Source organism: Rhizomonospora bruguierae, assembly GCF_018397995.1.
Classification (GTDB): domain Bacteria; phylum Actinomycetota; class Actinomycetes; order Mycobacteriales; family Micromonosporaceae; genus Rhizomonospora; species Rhizomonospora bruguierae.
The window spans coordinates 97185-114974 of record NZ_BBQH01000026.1 but is presented as its reverse complement, the minus strand read 5'-3'; the positions used below and the strand labels follow the sequence as shown (position 1 = coordinate 114974).

The 17790-nt window shown below is 70.4% G+C and carries 17 protein-coding genes and 2 pseudogenes; 17 read left to right on the top strand and 2 right to left on the bottom strand.

What is annotated here, in order from left to right; genetic code table 11:
- The 4 genes from KJS59_RS15305 to KJS59_RS15290 all read left to right on the top strand — a co-directional run.
- Window positions 1-627: MFS transporter (locus tag KJS59_RS15305; RefSeq protein WP_376771181.1), on the top strand; the 627-nt coding region annotated here is incomplete at its 5' end.
- Window positions 628-730: 103 nt separating this feature from the next.
- On the top strand, window positions 731-1933 hold the full coding sequence (locus tag KJS59_RS15300; protein ID WP_213453540.1) for an iron-containing alcohol dehydrogenase family protein: 1203 nt from the start codon (window positions 731-733) through the stop codon (window positions 1931-1933).
- Window positions 1934-1974: 41 nt separating this feature from the next.
- Window positions 1975-2688 carry an SRPBCC family protein gene (locus KJS59_RS15295; protein WP_213453539.1) on the top strand — a complete coding sequence of 238 codons (714 nt, stop codon included), beginning with the start codon at window positions 1975-1977 and terminating at the stop codon, window positions 2686-2688.
- Window positions 2685-3683: an asparaginase gene (locus KJS59_RS15290; RefSeq protein WP_213453538.1), complete on the top strand. Its 999-nt coding sequence runs from the start codon at window positions 2685-2687 to the stop codon at window positions 3681-3683. Before KJS59_RS15295 ends, KJS59_RS15290 begins: the two co-directional genes overlap by 4 nt.
- Here the strand turns inward: KJS59_RS15290 and KJS59_RS15285 are convergent.
- Window positions 3680-5056: an MmgE/PrpD family protein gene (locus KJS59_RS15285; protein WP_213453537.1), complete on the bottom strand. Its 1377-nt coding sequence runs from the start codon at window positions 5054-5056 to the stop codon at window positions 3680-3682. The genes KJS59_RS15290 and KJS59_RS15285 overlap by 4 nt on opposite strands.
- Window positions 5057-5099: 43 nt before the next feature.
- On the opposite strand from KJS59_RS15285, the gene KJS59_RS15280 reads away from it, so the two are divergent.
- The 4 genes and pseudogenes from KJS59_RS15280 to KJS59_RS32245 form a co-directional block, all read left to right on the top strand.
- The gene (locus KJS59_RS15280) at window positions 5100-6374 is read left to right on the top strand and encodes a M20/M25/M40 family metallo-hydrolase (RefSeq protein ID WP_213453536.1); all 1275 of its coding nucleotides are present in this window, start codon (window positions 5100-5102) and stop codon (window positions 6372-6374) included.
- A gap of 189 nt (window positions 6375-6563) precedes the next feature.
- Window positions 6564-7073 (top strand): (2Fe-2S)-binding protein, encoded by a 510-nt coding sequence (locus tag KJS59_RS15275; RefSeq protein WP_213453535.1) that lies wholly within the window; start codon window positions 6564-6566, stop codon window positions 7071-7073.
- A 29-nt stretch (window positions 7074-7102) separates the two neighbouring features.
- On the top strand, window positions 7103-9322 hold the full coding sequence (locus KJS59_RS15270) for a xanthine dehydrogenase family protein molybdopterin-binding subunit (protein ID WP_213453534.1): 2220 nt from the start codon (window positions 7103-7105) through the stop codon (window positions 9320-9322).
- Between the two features lie 20 nt (window positions 9323-9342).
- A pseudogene (locus tag KJS59_RS32245) lies at window positions 9343-9852 on the top strand (FAD binding domain-containing protein); the annotation flags it as partial.
- A gap of 105 nt (window positions 9853-9957) precedes the next feature.
- On the opposite strand, the pseudogene KJS59_RS32240 reads toward KJS59_RS32245, so the two are convergent.
- Window positions 9958-10437 (bottom strand): annotated as a pseudogene (locus tag KJS59_RS32240) (alpha/beta fold hydrolase); the annotation flags it as partial.
- Between KJS59_RS32240 and KJS59_RS15260 the strand changes: the two are divergent.
- The 9 genes from KJS59_RS15260 (at window position 10363) to KJS59_RS15220 (ending at window position 17786) form a co-directional block, all read left to right on the top strand.
- Window positions 10363-10524, top strand: a complete 162-nt coding sequence (locus KJS59_RS15260; RefSeq protein WP_213453532.1) for a hypothetical protein — start codon at window positions 10363-10365, stop codon at window positions 10522-10524. The pseudogene KJS59_RS32240 and the gene KJS59_RS15260 overlap by 75 nt on opposite strands.
- A gap of 296 nt (window positions 10525-10820) precedes the next feature.
- Window positions 10821-12173, top strand: a complete 1353-nt coding sequence (locus KJS59_RS15255) for a M20 family metallopeptidase (protein WP_213453531.1) — start codon at window positions 10821-10823, stop codon at window positions 12171-12173.
- Window positions 12170-12898 carry a cysteine hydrolase family protein gene (locus KJS59_RS15250; protein WP_213453530.1) on the top strand — a complete coding sequence of 243 codons (729 nt, stop codon included), beginning with the start codon at window positions 12170-12172 and terminating at the stop codon, window positions 12896-12898. The genes KJS59_RS15255 and KJS59_RS15250 overlap by 4 nt, the downstream gene beginning before the upstream one ends.
- The gene (locus KJS59_RS15245; protein WP_213453529.1) at window positions 12895-14094 is read left to right on the top strand and encodes a Rieske 2Fe-2S domain-containing protein; all 1200 of its coding nucleotides are present in this window, start codon (window positions 12895-12897) and stop codon (window positions 14092-14094) included. Before KJS59_RS15250 ends, KJS59_RS15245 begins: the two co-directional genes overlap by 4 nt.
- Complete coding sequence (locus tag KJS59_RS15240) at window positions 14091-14234, top strand: hypothetical protein (protein WP_213453528.1); 144 nt, start codon at window positions 14091-14093, stop codon at window positions 14232-14234. Before KJS59_RS15245 ends, KJS59_RS15240 begins: the two co-directional genes overlap by 4 nt.
- Entirely contained in the window at window positions 14231-15196 is a 966-nt protein-coding gene (locus KJS59_RS15235; protein ID WP_213453527.1) for a DODA-type extradiol aromatic ring-opening family dioxygenase, read from the top strand. The genes KJS59_RS15240 and KJS59_RS15235 overlap by 4 nt, the downstream gene beginning before the upstream one ends.
- A 1-nt stretch (window position 15197) precedes the next feature.
- A complete protein-coding gene (locus KJS59_RS15230; RefSeq protein WP_213453526.1) occupies window positions 15198-16049 on the top strand; it encodes an alpha/beta fold hydrolase in 852 nt (283 codons plus the stop codon).
- Window positions 16049-16990 (top strand): PDR/VanB family oxidoreductase, encoded by a 942-nt coding sequence (locus KJS59_RS15225; protein WP_213453525.1) that lies wholly within the window; start codon window positions 16049-16051, stop codon window positions 16988-16990. The genes KJS59_RS15230 and KJS59_RS15225 overlap by 1 nt, the downstream gene beginning before the upstream one ends.
- Window positions 16983-17786 (top strand): 2-keto-4-pentenoate hydratase, encoded by an 804-nt coding sequence (locus KJS59_RS15220; RefSeq protein WP_213453524.1) that lies wholly within the window; start codon window positions 16983-16985, stop codon window positions 17784-17786. The genes KJS59_RS15225 and KJS59_RS15220 overlap by 8 nt, the downstream gene beginning before the upstream one ends.
- The last annotated feature ends 4 nt before the right edge of the window (window positions 17787-17790 follow it).

The window sequence follows — 17790 nt, the reverse complement described above, 5'->3', positions numbered from 1 at the left end:
CTACCGGTGTTGCGGCTGCCACGGCTGCCACTTCTGCCCCCGACTGCTTCCGCCGGCACGGCCCGCCGCCGCATCTGGCGCCGACCGGGCCTCGGCACCCCGCTGCTGGCCGCCGTCTCCGCCGGCACCTGGCGTGGTTTGCTCGGCTCGTACATCCCGGTGGTGCTCGCCACAGCCGGGCACTCCACCTCGACGGTCGGGCTACTCGTGGGGTTGGGGTCGGCCACCAGCATTGCTGGCTCGGTGCTGGTCGGCCTGGTCTCCGGGCGGTTACTGCGCCTGTTGTGCCCGGCTGCGGCGTTGGCCACCGGTGCCAGCCTCACCGGAACCGGACTGTGGCCGGCGGCCGTGCCGGTGGTCGCCGTGCTGCTGCTGATCAGCGGCGCCGGGGCGGGTGTGTTGCAGACGTTGAGTTCGTTCCTGGCCGCGCGCTCGGCGCCGCCCGACGAACGCGGGCGGGTGGTGGCCGAGGTGGGCACGTACCGCGCGGTGGCGCTGCTCACCTCGCCGCTGGGCATCGCGGCGTTACTTCTGGTCTGGCCGCTCGGGCCAGCCATGGCGTTGGTCGGCGCCACCGCCGCCGCACCGGCCCTGAACCGATGGCCCGGCCGGGTGCCGGCCTCGTGACCGAGCGACCTGTCGCCTGTTGGCGACCTGCTGCCGGCCTACTGGCGACTGGGACCGCACGGACGGCGGCCTGGCCGCAACGGGAACACCTACGGAGGTACACATGACGCAGCCGATGCCGGATCGGGCCGGATTTGAGCAGACTCATCCCCGGACCCGGGTGGTCGCCGGCCAGGGTAGCCACCGCCGGCTGCCTGAACTCCTGTCCGACCTAAGTGCCCGCACCGTGTTCGTGGTATGCGGCCGCACAGTGGGAGCTGGGCCGCAAATGGCGGCACTGCGCGACGTGCTGGGTGACGCGATCGTCGGGGTCTTCGACGGGATCCGTCCGCAGGCCGGCATGACAAACATCGAGGCGGCAGCGCAGATGGTGCTCGCCTCCGGCTCGGACGCGGTGCTCAGCCTCGGCGGCGGCGCCGCTATCGACACGGCGAAGTACCTGATCCTGCTGCTCTCCAAGGGAGGGCATCCGCTCGCCGAGTACCAGGTGCCCAAGGGGCGGGGCCGCGAGGGCCGGCCGGCCCTCGCGTTGACCAAGGCCGCCTACCCGCACATCGCGGTGCCGACCACCGCCGGCTCGTCCAGCGAGGTGATGCCGTGGGCCGGCATCCGCGACGAGCGGCTTGGGGAGAAGCTGCTGTTCCGCGATCCACTGCTGGTACCGGATGTGGCGGTGCTCGACCCGCTGATGGTGATGCACACCGGGCCGGAGTTGACCGCTACCAGCGGGGTGACGGCCCTGGCACGCGCCATCGAGACGACGTATTCGCGTAACCGGCAACCGATGGCGGACGCGTACGCGATACAGGCACTGCACCTGTTGGCCGCCGCGCTGCCGCAGTCGATCGAGGCACCGGACGACCTGGCCGCGCGGGGCGATGCCCAGGTAGGCGCGTTGCTGTCCGGCATCGCCGCGGACAACGCGATGGTCTCGCTGGTGCACTCGATTGGACACGCGGTGGGCGGCAGGTACGGCCTACAGCATGGTGTGGCGCACCGGATCTTCCTGGCTCCGGTCGCCGGACGGCTGCTGCCCGCTGCGGGGCCGACTGTGTACCTGGTTGCGAACGCGTTGGGTTTGCCCGCGCCGGCGGGGCCGCCCGAGGCGGTAGCGGCCAAGGTCACCGACCGGCTAACGGAGATGCTCGCCCCGCTGCCGGTGCCGGCCACTCTCCGCGAGGTCGGCGTAGCGGTGGGCGATCTGCCGGACTTGGCGAACGCGACCTACGCCGAGCCGATGATGGCCTACTGCCCGCGCGAGGTGACCATGGCGGAAATCGAAGAGCTGCTGAAGTCCTGCTGGTGACATCCGCTGGTAGGCAAAGGGCAAGGGGAAGGTAGGCAGTAATGCAATTGGAACACGAGTTCACCGTGCCGGTCAGTGTCGAGGAAGCGTGGCAGGTGCTGCTCGACGTCGAGCGCGTCGCGCCGTGCATGCCGGGAGCGGCGGTGACCCGGGTGGAGGGCGACGAGATCGACGGCACCGTCAAGGTCAAGGTCGGCCCGATGCAGGTGATGTACCGGGGCGCGGCCAGGTTCACCGAGCGCGACGACGAGGCCAGGCGGGTGGTGGTGGTGGCCAGCGGCAAGGAGAACCGTGGCACCGGTACGGCGAAGGCGACGGTGACCGGGACGCTGGCCCCCGACGGCGAGAGCGCTACCCGGGTGCGGGTGCTGACCGACCTGGCCATCACTGGCAAGCCGGCGCAGCTCGGCCGAGGGGTGCTGGACGAGGTCGGGCAAAAGCTGATCGGCCGGTTCGCCGAGGCGCTCGCCGCGGAGCTGGCCCGCCACCCCGCAGCGGAGGCGGCCGCCGGGCCAGTCATAGCACCCGCACCGGCGGCTGCTACCGTCACGCCGACGCCCGCCGTGGCACCGCGGCCCGAAGCCCTGCTTACTCCGATGGGCCCACAGCCCGGCCGGCCGGCCCAGGATGAGGCCATCGACCTGCTCGACGTCGGCGCGCTGCCAGTGCTGAAGCGGCTCCTCGTGCCAACGGCCGTGGTCAGCGTGGCGGTGCTGGCCGCGGTGGGGCTCTGCCGACGCCGGCGCCGGCGTTGACCGCCCGGCTCCCCCGGATCACGCTGGTCAGCACCGGGGGCACGATCAGCGCGGTCGGGCGGGACCGGTTGGACCTGTCCCGGTACGGCGACACGAATCGACATCGGGAACTCTGCGCCCTGCTGGACGAGATCCCTGAGCTGGCCGCGGTCGCCGAGATCCACCCGGAGGTCCGGCCCGCCCTGCCGAGCCACGGCATGGGCCTGGCCGACCTGCTCGACCTCGGCCGGCTGGTGCGGCGGCTAACCGGCGAGCCGAACATAGCGGGGGTGGTAGTCACGTACGGCACCAACACGCTGGAGGAGACCGCGTTCTTCATGGACCTGGTGTGCCCGCCCGGCAAGCCGGTGGTCGTTACCGGCGCGATGCGTCCGGCCTCCGGGCTGAGCGCCGACGGGCCGCTGAACCTGCTCAACGCGGTACGGCTGGCGGCCTCCCCGGGAGCGCGAGGGCGCGGGGTCCTGGTACTGCTGGACGACACCATCCATGCTGCCCGGGACGCGACGAAGGCGGCAACGAACCGGGTCGCCGCGTTCCGCGGCGGGGAGGTGGGGCCGCTCGGGTTTGTGGAGAGTGACGGCACCGTAGTCTTCCACCACCGCCTCGAGCGGTGGCCCGCGCAGGGCGCCTTCGATCCATCCAGCCTGACCGGGCTGCCCCGAGTCGATGTGGTGGTGTCATACCTGGGCGCGGATGGGGCGATGGTTGAGGCGAGCGTGCGGGCGGGCGCGGCCGGCATCGTCAGCGCCGGCACCGGGGCCGGCTATCCGACGCCTGCCGAACGGGCCGCGCTGGAACGGGCCGCCGAGGCGGGTGTAGTGGTGTGCCAGGCCAGCCGGGTCGCGGCGGGCCGGGTGACGCCTCGCCCGGAGGCCGTCCCGCACGGCTTCGTGACCTGCGGCAACCTCAACCCGTGGAAGACCCGGCTGTTGCTCGCCTTAGCGCTCACCCACTCCCGCGACCCCGCACGCATCCAGCCGCTGTTCGACCGCTAACCATGCCTCCCCTCCCAGTACCCGGCGAGCGACAGTGCGGCCCGGCGCAGGACGCCCATCGGATGTTGGTCCAACCTCCGGGCAACCGCCCACAGCGCCTCTGCGGGCTCGGCAGGGGTGACGCCGGCCGCCGCGCCGCGGGCAGTCGCGGCAAGAAACTTCCGCCGGACCCGGTCCGGCACGTCCACCGTGAGCCAGGGATCACCATCGAACGTCCGGTCGGCGGTGACCACCCGGAGGCGGGCGCCGAAGCCCTCGGTGAGCTGCGGGTCGGCGACGTACCGGACCTTGGCGGCGAGCGCGCGAAGTTCCGGCCGGCCGACGCTGACCGGCTCAAACGAGTCGCTGTCCACGTCCTCATCGAGCAGACCGAGCGCGACCACGAGGGGAAGGCTGGTGCGGGCCTGGTACTCGCCTACCGGGTTCAGCTTTTCCGCCAGCGGCTCGCAGACGATCGGCACATACCAGGGCGCGACACCGCAGACGATCTCGGTAATGTCGGACACCCGGACGTCGCGGTGGCGCAGGTCATGGGCCATCACGATGAACGGATGCAGCACATGCGCGCAGGGGTACAGCTTGATCTGTGCGGTGGCGGAGAGCCACCGCTCGCCCAACCCTTCAGTGACCTGCGCTGGGTCCACCTCGTCGCCAAGAAACGCGGTGAACAGGCCGTGCCTGCCCTCAACAATCGAGGCTGGGCCGGGAAAATTGCGGGCGGCGAGCCCGTCAGCGATCACCCCGCCGTGTGCCGCCCAGCCCGGGTGCAGCCGTTTCGACCAGGTGCCATCGCTGAGGAACTCCAACAGTCCGCCGGAAAAGCTGCCGGCAAGGCCCATCGCGCTGGCGACGGTCGCCGGCGAGCGCCCGCGCAGCACGCCGACGACCAGGGCGGCGGCGAGCGGGCCGAAGACGCTGGTGGCCTGGAACCCGTGGGCGTGCAGCCGGCGGCCGGCGGCGGCGCCGAGCCGGGCGAGCAACTCATCGCCGGCGGCCAGCGCTGCGACCACCTCGCCGCCAGCACGCTCGTCGTCCGCGGCGGCCAGCGCGGCGGGCAGCAGCACGCTCATCGGATGGATCACCGACTCCGGAAAGGTGTCGTCGTAGTCCAGGGCGTGTACCAGCGTGCCGTGGGCCAGGGCGGACGACGCCGGGTGCAGCGGACGCGGGTCGAACAGCAGGGCCCTCCCGGACCCGGACAGCTCCGCAGCCAGGTCCCGAACCGCTTTGCCCGGCGGGGTGTCCCACGCCGCAGCGACCAGGCCGACCGCGTCGGCAACCCGCAGCGTTATCCGGTCGCGGACCTCCTCGGGCAGGTCGGATGGGCGCAGCCGGCCGGCCCAGGCGGCGAACAGGTGAGAAATCTTAGTCACTGGTGTTAATCCTCGATTCGACAAAGCAAGGGTGAATAGGGCAATGAAGAATGTGTGGGATATAGCCGACAGCATTGAACCGGGTGAGGTGACCGAACTCGCCCTCGAACTCGGGCGAATCGACAGCCCGAGCGGCCAGGAGCACGCGGTCAGCGACTTCCTGCTTGACTGGTGCGGCGATGCCGGGTTGGCGCCGCGCCCCGTGCGGGCGTTGCCGGACCAGGCGGCGAATGTGGTGGCCCGGATACCGGGACGCGGCGGTGGCCGGTCGTTGCTGTTCAACAGCCACATGGACACTGCGGTCACGTCCGGCGACTACACCTACTTCCGGGAGCCGGACCTGCCGGAGTTCCACACCGCCTGGCGGGACGGTGCCGACCTGGTCGGGGCGGGCGTGGTCAACGACAAGGGTCCGATGGCGTGCTGGCTGGTCGCCGCCGCGACGCTGCGCCGGTCCGGCGTGCAGCTGCCCGGCGACCTCGTGCTCACCATGGTGACCGGCGAGATCGGCCACGAACCGGTGGACGAGTACCAGGGGCCGCGCTTCGCCGGCAAGGACTACGGCAGTCGGTTCGTCGCCACCCACGGCGCGCTCGCCGACTATGTCGTGGTGGCCGAGACCACGTCGTTCACGCCGATCTGGATCGAGCCCGGCAAGGCGTTCTTCCGGATCGCCGTGCGGGGCCGGGACCGGGCGGTCTACACGCCGTACCTGCAGCGGCCGTATGCCCCGGACGCGCATCCCAACGCGATCGTCCGGGCGGCGCCGCTGATCCCTGCGATCGAGCGGTGGGCGTACGAGTACCAGGAGCGTTCGCGCATCGTGTGCGACGCCGGTGAGGTGGTGCCGAAGGTGAATATTGGCGCGATCCGGGCGGGGCACCCGACCCAGCCCATCCTCTCCCCTGCCTCGTGCATCTTTTACCTGGACGTGCGGTTGCCGCCTGGTGAGCATCCGCTGGGTGTCCAGGAGGAGTTGCGCGAACTGGCCCGGTCCGTCGGCGTGGACGCCGAGGTGGAGTGCTACCTGTTCCGCCGCGGCTACCAAGCGGCCGGCGCCGAGCCGCTCGTGGATGCGCTGTGGACGGCCACCGACGCCGAGGTGGATCCGGTACGGCGTACCCCGCCTGGCCATTCCCCGGCGAGCATGTGGCGGGACCTGAATGTGTGGAACGAGATGGGTATGCCGGCCGTTACCTTCGGTCCTGGCCAGGGCACCGGCGCGGGCAATGTCGCGATCGTCGAGGCGGACCTGCACGCCTGCGCTCGGATTTACCTGCGTACCGCACTGGCCGTCTGCGCAGCGCCGCGGGCCTGACGGTGCGATGAGTTCCCTCCCGGTGAGGACACGGGCCGCCGGCCGGCCCGCCGGGCCCCAGCCTCGCCGATCGGATGGACGGGTGGGGAGCCGGCCGTTCCGCTGGGCGGACGGGCGCGGTAGGCAGGCCGCGGGCCGAGCGGGTGTACTGATCGTCGCCGGTGGCGAACCTGGGAGAGGAGCCCCGCGTTGGGGGTACGGCTGAAGGTCAACGGTGCCATCCACGAACTCGAGTTGGCACACAACGCCCTGCTGCTGGATGTGCTGCGCGACCGGCTCGGGCTGACCGGCGCGAAGCGGTCGTGCGACATGCAGGTCTGCGGTACCTGTACGGTGCTGGTCGGCGAGGAGCCGGTTAGCTCGTGCTGCTTCCTCGCGCACGATGCTGGTGACGACGAGGTGCAGACGATTGAGGGCTTCGCCGCCGCGGACGGGTTCGCCGTCGTCGGGGCCGCCTTCGCCGAGCACAATGCTTTCCAGTGCGGCTACTGCACGCCGGGCTTCCTGATGACCCTCAAGCCGCTCTTGGCGCGGGGCACCCTGCGTTCACGGGAGGACGTCCAGCGGGAGTTCGCCGGCAACCTGTGCCGGTGCACCGGCTACCGCGCAATCGTGGATGCGATCTGTGAGATCGCCGGGATCGCTCCGGCGCCGGGCCGGGACGCCGCCGCGAGCGCGCCTACTGGGCAGCAGCGGTGATACCCGCGGGAACGGCCGTCGGGCGGTCGGTGGTTCGGCCCGACCTGGCGGCCAAACTGTCCGGTGCAGCCGTCTACGGCGCCGACCTGCCGGTCGCCGGAGTGTTGCACGTCAAGCTGCTGCGTAGCGTCGTGGCACACGCCCGGATCGCTGCCGTCGACCCCGCTGCCGCGCTGGAGGTGCCGGGCGTGGTCGCGGTAGTCACCGCCGCCGATCTAGTCGACCTGGACGCCACCTGGGGCCACTACGTGCGCGACCGACCGATCTTCGCTGACGGCGTGGTGCGCTTCGCGGGCGAGATCGTGGCCGCCGTCGCGGCCGAGACCGAGGAGGCAGCGGCAGCAGCAGTGACCACTATCGAGGTCGAGTACGACGAGCTACCCGCCCTGCTCGACGTGGCTGCTGCGGCGGCGCCGGGCGCGGCACGGGTGCACGACCGGGCACCGCGGCCGGGGTTCGCCTGCCCGCCCGGCACCGAACTGGGCATGGACAATGCCTTCTACCACCACGGACTGCAGCACGAGCGAGTCGCTGAGGTGGACGAGGCCGGCGCTGTGGTGGTCCAGCACGAGTACATCTTCCCTGCCGTCTATCAGTACGCGATGGAGCCGCATGTGGTGGTCGCGAGCTGGGAGCCGGACGGGATCAGTGTGCACTCCTCCTGCCAGCACCCGTTCTTGGTCCGGCAGGAACTGGCCACCGTGTTCGGGCTGCCGCTGGAGCGGGTGCGGGTGCGGGTCCCGTTCGTCGGCGGCGGCTTCGGCAGCAAGTCGTACACGAAGATGGAACCGGTAGCGGTCGCGGTGGCACGGGCCGTTGGCCGCCCGGTCCGGCTGGTCAACCGCGTGGAGGACGCGATGGTGACCACCCGCCGGCACGGGATGCGCTGCCGGATGCGCACCGCCGTGCGCCCGGATGGGCGCTTCGTGTCCCGCCAGGCGTGGATCTGGATGGATACCGGCGCGTACGCAGACAACGGCCCGACGGTCACAATGGTGGCCGGGATGGCCGCGGTCGGGCCTTACCGCTGGGATCGGGTGGACATCGACGCCGCCTGCGTCTACACCCACCTGCCGCCGTCCGGGTCGTACCGCGGCTTCGGTGCCGCCCATCTGCAGTGGGTCGGCGAGTCGCAGGTCGACGAGGTGGCGGCGCTGCTCGGTATCGACCGGTTGGAGTTGCGGCTGCGTAACCTGCTCGACCGGGGCGAGACGCTGATCCCTGGGCAGCGCCCGCTCGACGCCGACCTCGCGGGCGACCTGCGAGAGGTGGCCAAGCGACTGGACTGGGGCGGCGCGTTGCCCGCGTGGCGGGGGCGGGGCATCTCGGTCGGCGTTTCGCCTGCCGGGGTGTCGGCGCGCTCGGCGGCCCGGGTCGAGTTGCGGCCGGACGGCCGGGTGATGGTGCTGGTCGGGTCGCAGGAGATCGGGCAGGGCGCCCGCACTGTGCACGCTCAGATCGCGGCGGAGGTGCTCGGCTTGGGCATGGAGCGGGTGGTGGTGTTGCCCACCGATACCGACCACACGCCGTACGACCGCTCCACCGGCGCCAGCCGCTCGACCACCGTCGCTGGGCTGGCGGTGCAGCGGGCAAGCGAACGGCTGCGGACCGCGCTGTTGGCCGCCGCCGCCGAGCACGGGGGTGTGCCCGTTGACGAACTCACCTTGCGGGACGGGCGGATCAGCACGGGCAAGCGGTCCTGGGACATCGCCGAACTCGCCGCAGCCGGGCCCATAGGGGCGGACGGCGACGCCAGCGAACTCACCGGGGCGGGGCCGGCCCTGTTCTGGGAAGTCTGTGTGGCTGGCGCGGAGGTGTCAGTGGATCCGGAGACGGGACTGGTCGAGGTGCCGAGGGTGGTAACCGTGGCCGACGTTGGACGAGCGGTGAACCCGAGTCTCGTCGAGCGCCAGGACGAGGGTTGCACGCTTCAGGTGATCGGCAACGCGTTCTTCGAGGAGATGCGGTTCAGCGAGGACGGCGTGCTGCTCAACGACAGCCTGCTGGACTACCGGGTGCCGACACTGACGGATGTGCCCGCCGAGATGATCTGCGTCATCGTTGAAAACGGCGACGGCCCTGGGCCGTTCGGGGCCAAGGGCTGCGGGGAGGGCGTCTTCGGCGGCCTGACCGCCGCGCTGGTAAGTGCGGTGACCGATGCCGGCGTGCCGGTGCGGGAGCTGCCGATGTCCCCGGACCGGGTGTGGCGGTGGATTCAGCAGACCACGAGCGATACAGCCCCGGGCTGATTCGTCGAGATTGGAGCGTCATGCTGCCGGCCTTCACCATCCGCCGTCCGGAGTCGATCGCGGACGCTTGCGACCTGCTCGCGGAGTACGACGGTGACGCGGTCGCCTACGCCGGCGGCACCGAACTGGTGGTGGCGATGAAGCTCGGCCTAGCCGACTACCCGGTGCTGGTCGACCTTAAGGGCGTTCCGGGCCTGGCCGGCATCGCGGTGGCCGGCGGGGCCTTGCGCATCGGGGCGACCGCGACACACCAGCAGATCGAGCGGTCGTCCGAGGTGGCGGCGGTGCTGCCCGCACTCGCGGCGGTGGAGCGGCAGGTGGCGAACCCACGGGTGCGCACCAGCGGCACGATCGGCGGGAATCTGGCGTTTGGCGAGCCGCACTCCGACCCGGCCACGTTCCTGGTCGCGACCAACGGGTGGGTTTCCTGCCAGGCGCCGGGCGGGGCGACCCGCACCGTGCCAGCGGCAGACCTGCTCGCCGAGCCGTTCCAGACCGTGCTCGCGCCCGACGAGCTCATCGTAGGGATCGAAGTGCCGCTGCCGCCGCCCGGCAGCGCCCTGGCGCACCGGCGGTTCGTGCTGGCCGAGCGGCCCGCTGCCATCGCGTCGGTCGCCGATGCACAGAATCGGGCCCTGGTACGTGGTGCGGCCCTCCATCCGGTACTCGCTGATCGCGCGGTGGCCCTCCTCCGCCTGGCTCCCCTGGAGCAGTACGTCGCGGACGTACCGGTCGAGCAGGTCCGGCCGCGCCGGTGGGTAGAAGCCGCTGCGACGGACCCACAGCTCCATCAGGTGCCGCCCATCGTCCTGTTGCTCAACCAGGCTCAGCGGGTGCATCGGCGGTCGGCGCTTGCGGAACGTCTCGTCCACGTACGGGGTGCCGGACAGGATCAGCCGGCGCAGCCGCTGCGGCTGCTGCGCGGATGCCTCGACCGCCACGATCCCGCCGAGGTGATGGCCGAGCAGGTCCGCCTGCTCCAGGCCGAGTTCCTCGAGTAGAGCCAGGACGGAGTCGGCGTACCGCTGGATGGAGTGGTCGTGGATGAGTTCGGAGGCACCAAAACCAACGATGTCCGGCGCGATGACCCGACGCCCGTCGGCGAGCAGTGGCATCAGTTCACGGAACTCGTCCCACGAGCGCGGCGCCTGGTGCAGCAGGACGAGCGGGTCCCCCGAACCCAGCTCCACGTAGTGGAGTAGCCCGCTGCGGGTGCGGACATAGTTTGGGGAGAACCTGGGGGCGATCATCGGTAACTAGTCCTCATTGGTAGGTGGGGTGTCCCGGGAGTTCCGAGCCGTCGAAACGCATCCGCGATTCTCCGGACCGCCGTCGCGGGAGTGGGATGCGACCAGCCTAGAACCGGCCCGGCAGGGCCCGGGACAGATGCGGTCCACTCACCGGGATGCCGAGGTGGCCAGCGGGGTCACGTTCGGCAAACCTATGCATCCCGGTACCGGCGAGCGGACCGAGGTGGTGCTGCGCATAGGGAGGGGCGATGGCGGAAAGCTACTCGGGCAGTCTTCGGTCGGCGATTGAACGCGCTTGGGCCGCGATCGACGAGGACAGGCTGCGCGATCTTGCCCTGCGCATGGTCTCCATCCCCAGCCCGACCGGCGACGAGCGCGAGCTGGCCCAGTTCCTGACCGGATACCTGGCACAGGCCGGGCTGGACTCGTGGTATCAGGAGATCGACGACCGGCAGGGCAACGCGGTCGGCAGGCTCGCCGGCGACGACACCGGCAAGGACCTGCTGCTCTACGCCCCGATCGACACGCTGACCGTGGGGACCGCCGAGGAGGACGTGCCGTACGTGGGCCCGGCGCTGCGCCCGGACATGCGCCCGGTGGGGTTCCTGGATGGTGACCGAGTGGTGGGCCTCGGCGCCAGCAACCCAAAGGGGCACGCCGCCTGCGCGGCGGTCGCCGCGGCGGCGATCGCCGCGGCCGGCCTACCGCTGCACGGCTCGCTGCTGGTCGGATTCGGCGCGGGCGGGATGCCGACCAACAGCCGTAACTCGGTCACGCGGGCCAACACCGGGCAGGGCAATGGATGCTCGTTCATGCTTGAACAGGGCGTCCAGGCCGACCACGCGATTCTGGCCAAGCCCGGCTGGTTCATCTCGTGGGAGGAGGTCGGGCTTTGCTGGTTCACCGTGCGGGTCTATGGCACGTACAACTACGTCGGCAGCCGGCAGCGACTGCCGTACCGCAACGCGATCGTGGATGCCGGCCGGCTGATCGGTGAGCTGGAGCGCTGGTTCCCGGAATACACCGCTCGCAACACCTCCGGCTTGGTCGCGCCACAGGGCCATGTGGCCTCGATCCGGGGCGGCTGGCAGCGGATGGCGGCCACCAGCCCAGCGGTCTGCGAATTCACCGTCGATCTGCGGATCAGCCCCCGCACCCGGCCCGTGGACGCTCGCCGGCAGTTTGCCCAGGCGATCGACGAAGCTCTGGCGCGCCTCGGCGACGTGTCCGCGGAATGGGAAATGACGCTGTCCATCCCGGGCAGTTCGACTCCACCGGAGACCTGGATCGTCGATTCGTGCCGGCGGGCGTACGCGACGGTGACCGGCGCCCCACAGGTGCTTGACGAGGCGGCAAGGACCACCAGCGGCGCCACCGACGGCAACATCCTCCGTAACCGTGGCATCCCAACCGCCCGGATCGGGATGCCACGGGTAACGAATCCGGATGGCACCGAGGTCGACTTCCCCATGGGCATGAACGCTGTGTCCCTGCCGAACATGGTCAAGCTCACCCGGCTGTTGGTCGCCGCCGCCGTTGACGCGTGCAGCCGGACCCGGGATGAGATCGAAACTGGAGCACGAGGAGTGGTCGCCAGATGACCCGCTGGTGGCAGGAGATCTTCGCCGGGGAGGCCGGAACCGCATACTCCTCGTTCAGTCACCGACTAGCCCGCGGGGAGCGGCCGGCGCTGCTCGTGATCGACGTCGTCACCGCGTTCGTCGGCGCACCGGATCGGGACCTGAAGTCCTCTATCGCCGAATGGCCTACCGCCTGCGGACCCGCCGCATACGAGGCCCTGCCCGCCGTGGCCGCCCTGCTGGGCGCCGCCCGCGAGGGCGGCGTGCCCATCGTGCACCTGCGGCCCAGCGGACCGGCCGCCCGCCTTCTCGGGCCCACCGTCAAGGGCGAACTGGTGGGCGACTTCGTCACCGGCCGTCCCGGGGCGGTGGACTTCGCCCCCGAGGCCACCCCGGCCGACGGCGAACTCGTCGTCGCCAAGCCCCGGGCGAGCGCCTTCTTCGATACCCCGGTCACGACCTACCTGCGCTCACGCGGCATCGACAGCGTCGTCGTCGCCGGCGCCACCACCTCCGGCTGCGTACGAGCCAGCGTGGTGGACGCCTTCTCGCACGGCTTCGCCCCGTTCGTCGTGGAGCAGGCGGTCTTCGACCGATCCCACCTGTCGGCCGCGGTCAGCCTCTACGAGATGGACGCGAAGTACGCCGACGTCATCCAACTCGACAACGCGGTCCACTGGTTGGCCTCGTACGGGGCGACGAGCCAGCGGGCCGGCACATCGCATGGGGAGGTTCCCGCGAAATGACAACAGAACGGTCCTCGGACCGGCCGGCAAACCCGGTGTGGCAGAACGACACGCCCGAAGGCCAGGCCCCGATCCGCGAGGGTCAGGACTGGTCGACCTGGCCGCGGTACGACAACGCCGTGCTGGGCCTGCGCAATTACTGGTACCCGGTCGGCTGGGCGGATGGGATCGGTCGCAAGCCGGTACCGATCAAGCTGCTCGGTGAGGAGATCGTGCTGGTCCGGGAGGGCGACCGGATCTACGCCCTACACGACCGGTGCCCGCACCGCGGGGTGCCACTCTCTCACGGCCGCCGCCAGTTCCCGGAGACGGTGAGCTGCGCGTACCACGGCTGGACCTTCGACCTGAAGAACGGGAACCTGTGCGCCGTACTCACCGACGGCCCCGGCTCGCCGATCTGCGGCCGGATGAAGGTACGCACGTACCCCACCGAGCAGCGACTCGGGATGGTGTGGGTCTATATGGGTACGGGACCGGTGCCGCCGGTCGAGCGGGAGATCCCCGACGAACTGCTGGACAACGACTTTGTCATGGGCGGACGCAGCAACGTACGCAACGGCAACTGGCGGTTCGCGGCCGAGAACGGATTCGACGAGGGGCACGCCAAGTATCTGCACAACACCGCGCTGTGGCGGCTGTTCAAGGTCATGCCGGCCTGGAACAAGACCGAGATTACCAAAGTCGGGCCGTGGCTAATCCGCGTCCAGGAGGAGCTGCACTGGGAGGCCGAATTCCCTGGACTCGGCGTATGGACCAACAAGCGCTGGTGGAAGCGGGTGCCACTGCCGGACCGGCCGGGCAAGGGCAGCAAGGTCAACCCGGTCATCGATTCGCTGGACATTCCGGGCTTCGTCTCGATCCGACTGCCCGGCCTGCTGCGAGTCGCCTATCCCCAGTTCATCCACTACGAATGGTACGTGCCGGTGGACGAAGACCGCGTTCGATACGTGCAGCTGATGGCGCGCTTTGAACGCGGGCTCACCGCTGCGGCGTTCAAGGTGAAGTACCTGGCCGCGATCAGGTGGCTGTTCCACGGTCAGTTCACCGGCCAGGACGCGTGGATGGTGGACGTCACCGATGCACCGCCGGAGCGGCTGTACCGGCCGGACGTGTCGATCACGGCCTGGCGCCGGCTGGTCGAGAAGTCCGACCCGGTGGTCCAGCCGCTCCCCAGTCCGAAAGGTTCCCCGAAATGACCCGTCGCCCGTCGATTGTCGTCCTGGCCGCCGCAACGGCCGTGGCCCTGGCCAGCCTGCCGCCGGTGCGCCGCGGCCTGCGCCGGCTGCTTGTCCTCACCACCGGCACCGTGGTACGTGACCAGCGGCTGGTCCGATGAGCAAGATCGCCCTCGGCGTGGGTGCATCGCACAGCACGCTGATGAACACGAACTGGGAGTCGGTCGCGGACGTGCCAGCCGCGCTCCGGTTCCGGCAGGGGCTCGAGGAGGCGGCCACGGTGATTGCCGCGGCTCGCCCGGATGCGGTCGTGGTGATCGGTTCGAACCACTTCCGGGGCTTCTTCCTCGACCTGATGCCCGCGATCACGATCGGGGTGGCCGAGGTGGCCGGCGCGGGCGAGGCGGGTACCCCTGGTGGCCCGCTGCCGGTCGACACGGACCTGGCCCGGCACATCGTGGACTCCCTCGTAGCGGACGAGTTCGACGTCGCGTTCTCGCTCCGGCTGCAGGTCGACCACGGCATCACCCACAGCCTTCAATACCTGGTGCCGAACCTGGACGTGCCGATCGTGCCGGTGGTGCTGAACATGTTCGCACCGCCACTGCCGACCCTGCGCCGGTGCCACTCGCTGGGTGCGGCGATTCGCCGCGCCGTCGACGCAGACGGCACCGGGAAACGCGTGGTGGTCATCGCCTCGGGTGGGCTCTCCCACCGGCTGCCGTGGCCCAAGTGGTTCGAGACGTTCTCGGACGACGACCGGTTCCTGGTCAAGGCGTGGCTCAACGGCCGCCAGTCGTGGCGCGAGTACGAGGTACGGCGGCGGCACATCATCCAGTCCGCCGAGCCGGACATCAACCAGGCGTTCGACCGCCGGTTCCTCGACCTTCTCTCGGCTGGCCGGCTCGGCGAGCTCGCGGAGTACACCAACGATCAGGTGGAGGCAGAGGCCGGCAACGGCGGCCAGGAGATCAGATCCTGGATCGCGATGGCGGCAGCCGTGGGGCCCTCGCAGGGCCGCACACTTGCCTACGCTCCGCTCCCCCAGTGGCTGACGGGCATGGCGGTGGCCCTGGTCGAGCCGCGGCCAACGGCAGCCAGCGCCGACCCGGATTGGAGCTGAGATGACTATCTGGACCGACCTGACCGGGGTGCCGTTCTCTCTCGACTACGTGGACGCCGGTGGGGTACGCACCCGCACCCTGCGGGCCGGCGAGGGCGAAGCTGTTATTTTCCTCCACGGCACCAGCGGCCACCTCGAGGCCTTTATCCGCAACATCCCGGCGCACGCCCGCCAGTTCGCCTGCCACGCGATCGACATGCTCGGCCATGGCTACACCGACGGGCCAGACTACCCATACCGGATCCCTCGCTACGTCGCGCACCTATTGGCCTACCTCGACGCGGTGGGCGTCGACCGGGCGCACCTGGTTGGCGAGTCGCTCGGCGGCTGGGTCGCCGGCCGGTTCGCCGTCGAGCACCCGGACCGGGTGGGCCGGCTCACCCTGGTGGCGCCGGGCGGCACGGTAGCGAACCCAGCGGTGATGGAGCGGATCAAGAACAGCACCCGAGCGGCGGTGAACAGCGATGACATCGCCCTGACCCGCAAGCGGCTGGAGTTGCTCATGTACGACCCGGCCCACGACGTCAGCGACGAGCTGGTCGAGGTGCGGCACGCCATCTACCACCGGCCCGAATTCAAGGCAGCGCTCGACAACCTACTTTGCCTACAGGAGATGGAGAACCGCCAACCCGACCTGCTGACCGTCGAGCAGATGGGTCGGATCACCGCACCAACCCTGGTGATTTGGGGGGCGCAGAACCCGTTCGGCGAGATACCCGAGGCCGAGCGCATGCAGACGTCGATCCCGGGCTCACGGCTGGAGATCTTCGGCGAGTGCGGGCACTGGCCGCAGCACGAGCACGCCGACCGGTTCAACGAGCTGAACATCGCGTTTCTGACCGGACAACGCTAATGACCGATATCGAGTTGCTGGCCAGGCAGCTCACCTGGGAGTCGGACGGGGTGCTGTCGGTGGTGCTGACGACCCCGGATGGGGGTGATCTACCGCCCTGGGAGCCGGGGGCGCACCTGGACCTGCGCACCGGCGACCTGATCCGGCAGTACTCGCTGTGCGGCGATCCGGCCGACCGGCGCCGCTATCGGATTGCGGTCCGGCGAACCACCGGCAGCCGCGGTGGCTCCGCCTTCGTCCACGACCGGCTACGTCCTGGCCAGACGGTACGCGTGGGCGGGCCGCGCAACCATTTCCGGCTGGAGACCTCCCCCCGGTACCTGTTCCTTGCCGGGGGCATCGGGATCACCCCGCTGCTGCCCATGGTGCGGCAGGTGGCCGCGCAAGGGCGGAAATGGCATCTCGTGTATGGCGGCCGCACCCGCGCCAGCATGCCGTTCCTTGTCGAGCTGGCCGAGTACGGCGACGCGGTGGAGCTGGTCCCGCAGGACGAACGCGGGCTGCTCGACCTCGACACGCTGCTCCGCGAGGCGCAGCCGGATACCTTAATCTACTGCTGCGGCCCGGAGCCGCTGCTGGCCGAGGTGGAGGCACGCTGCGCCGCCTGGCCGCCGGGCAGCCTGCGGCTGGAGCGGTTCGCCCCCAAGCCCCAGGAGGGTGAGCCGGACCCAGGGGCGCCGTTCGAGGTGATCTGCCAGCGCTCCGGTACGAGCGTCCTGGTTGAGCCGGATGCCAGCATCGTGGACACGCTGGAGAGCGTGGACGTGTGGATCCCGAGCGCCTGCCGGGAGGGCATCTGCGGCACTTGCGAGACCCGGGTCATCGACGGCGTGCCGGACCACCGCGACTCGCTGCTGTCGGAGGAAGAGCGGGCGGGCGGCAAGGTGTTACTGCCGTGCGTATCCCGCGCACTATCAAAACGGCTGGTGCTCGATGTCTGACCGAGTTCGCACCGCAGCCGGCATCCTGTGGGACGCGCAGGAGCGGCGGCGGCCCTGCCCGCCCATCCGCGACCTGTTCGCTCCCGGCGATGTCGCCGGCGGCTACGCAGTACAGCGAAAGCTCACCGAGTACCGGATCGCCCGCGGCTACCGCCCGGTCGGACGCAAGATCGGGTTGACCGCCGAGGTGGTACAGCGCCAACTCGGCGTGGACCAGCCCGACTTCGGGACCCTGTTCGACGACATGATGTACGAGCACGGCGAGCTCATCCCGTACGAGCGGCTGCTGCAGCCCCGAGTGGAGGCGGAGATAGCCTTGATCCTCGGGGCCGACCTGGACGGCCGCTCGATCGGTGCGGCCGAGGTGGCTATCGCGACCCGCGCCGTCCTCCCGGCCATCGAGGTGGTGGACAGCCGGATCGCTGGCTGGGACATCAGCATCGTCGACACCATCGCGGACAACGCATCGAGCGGAGCGGTCGTGCTCGGCTCGATGCCCGTCCCGCTCGCCAGCCTGGATCTGCCGGCGGTCCAGATGACCATGACGTCGGCCGGGACGGTGGTCTCCAGCGGCACAGGCGCGGCCTGTCTCGGCAACCCGCTGGACTCGGTCGCCTGGTTGGCCCGGACCGCGATCGAGATGGGTGCCCCGCTACGCGCTGGCGAGGTGGTGCTCAGTGGCGCGCTGGGCGCGATGGTGCCGGTTGCGCCGGGCGCGGTGTTCCACGCAGAGCTGGCCGGGCTGGGCACGGTGACCGCGCGCTTCGGCGACGCCGAGCCCGCGACGCCGCGATGATTCA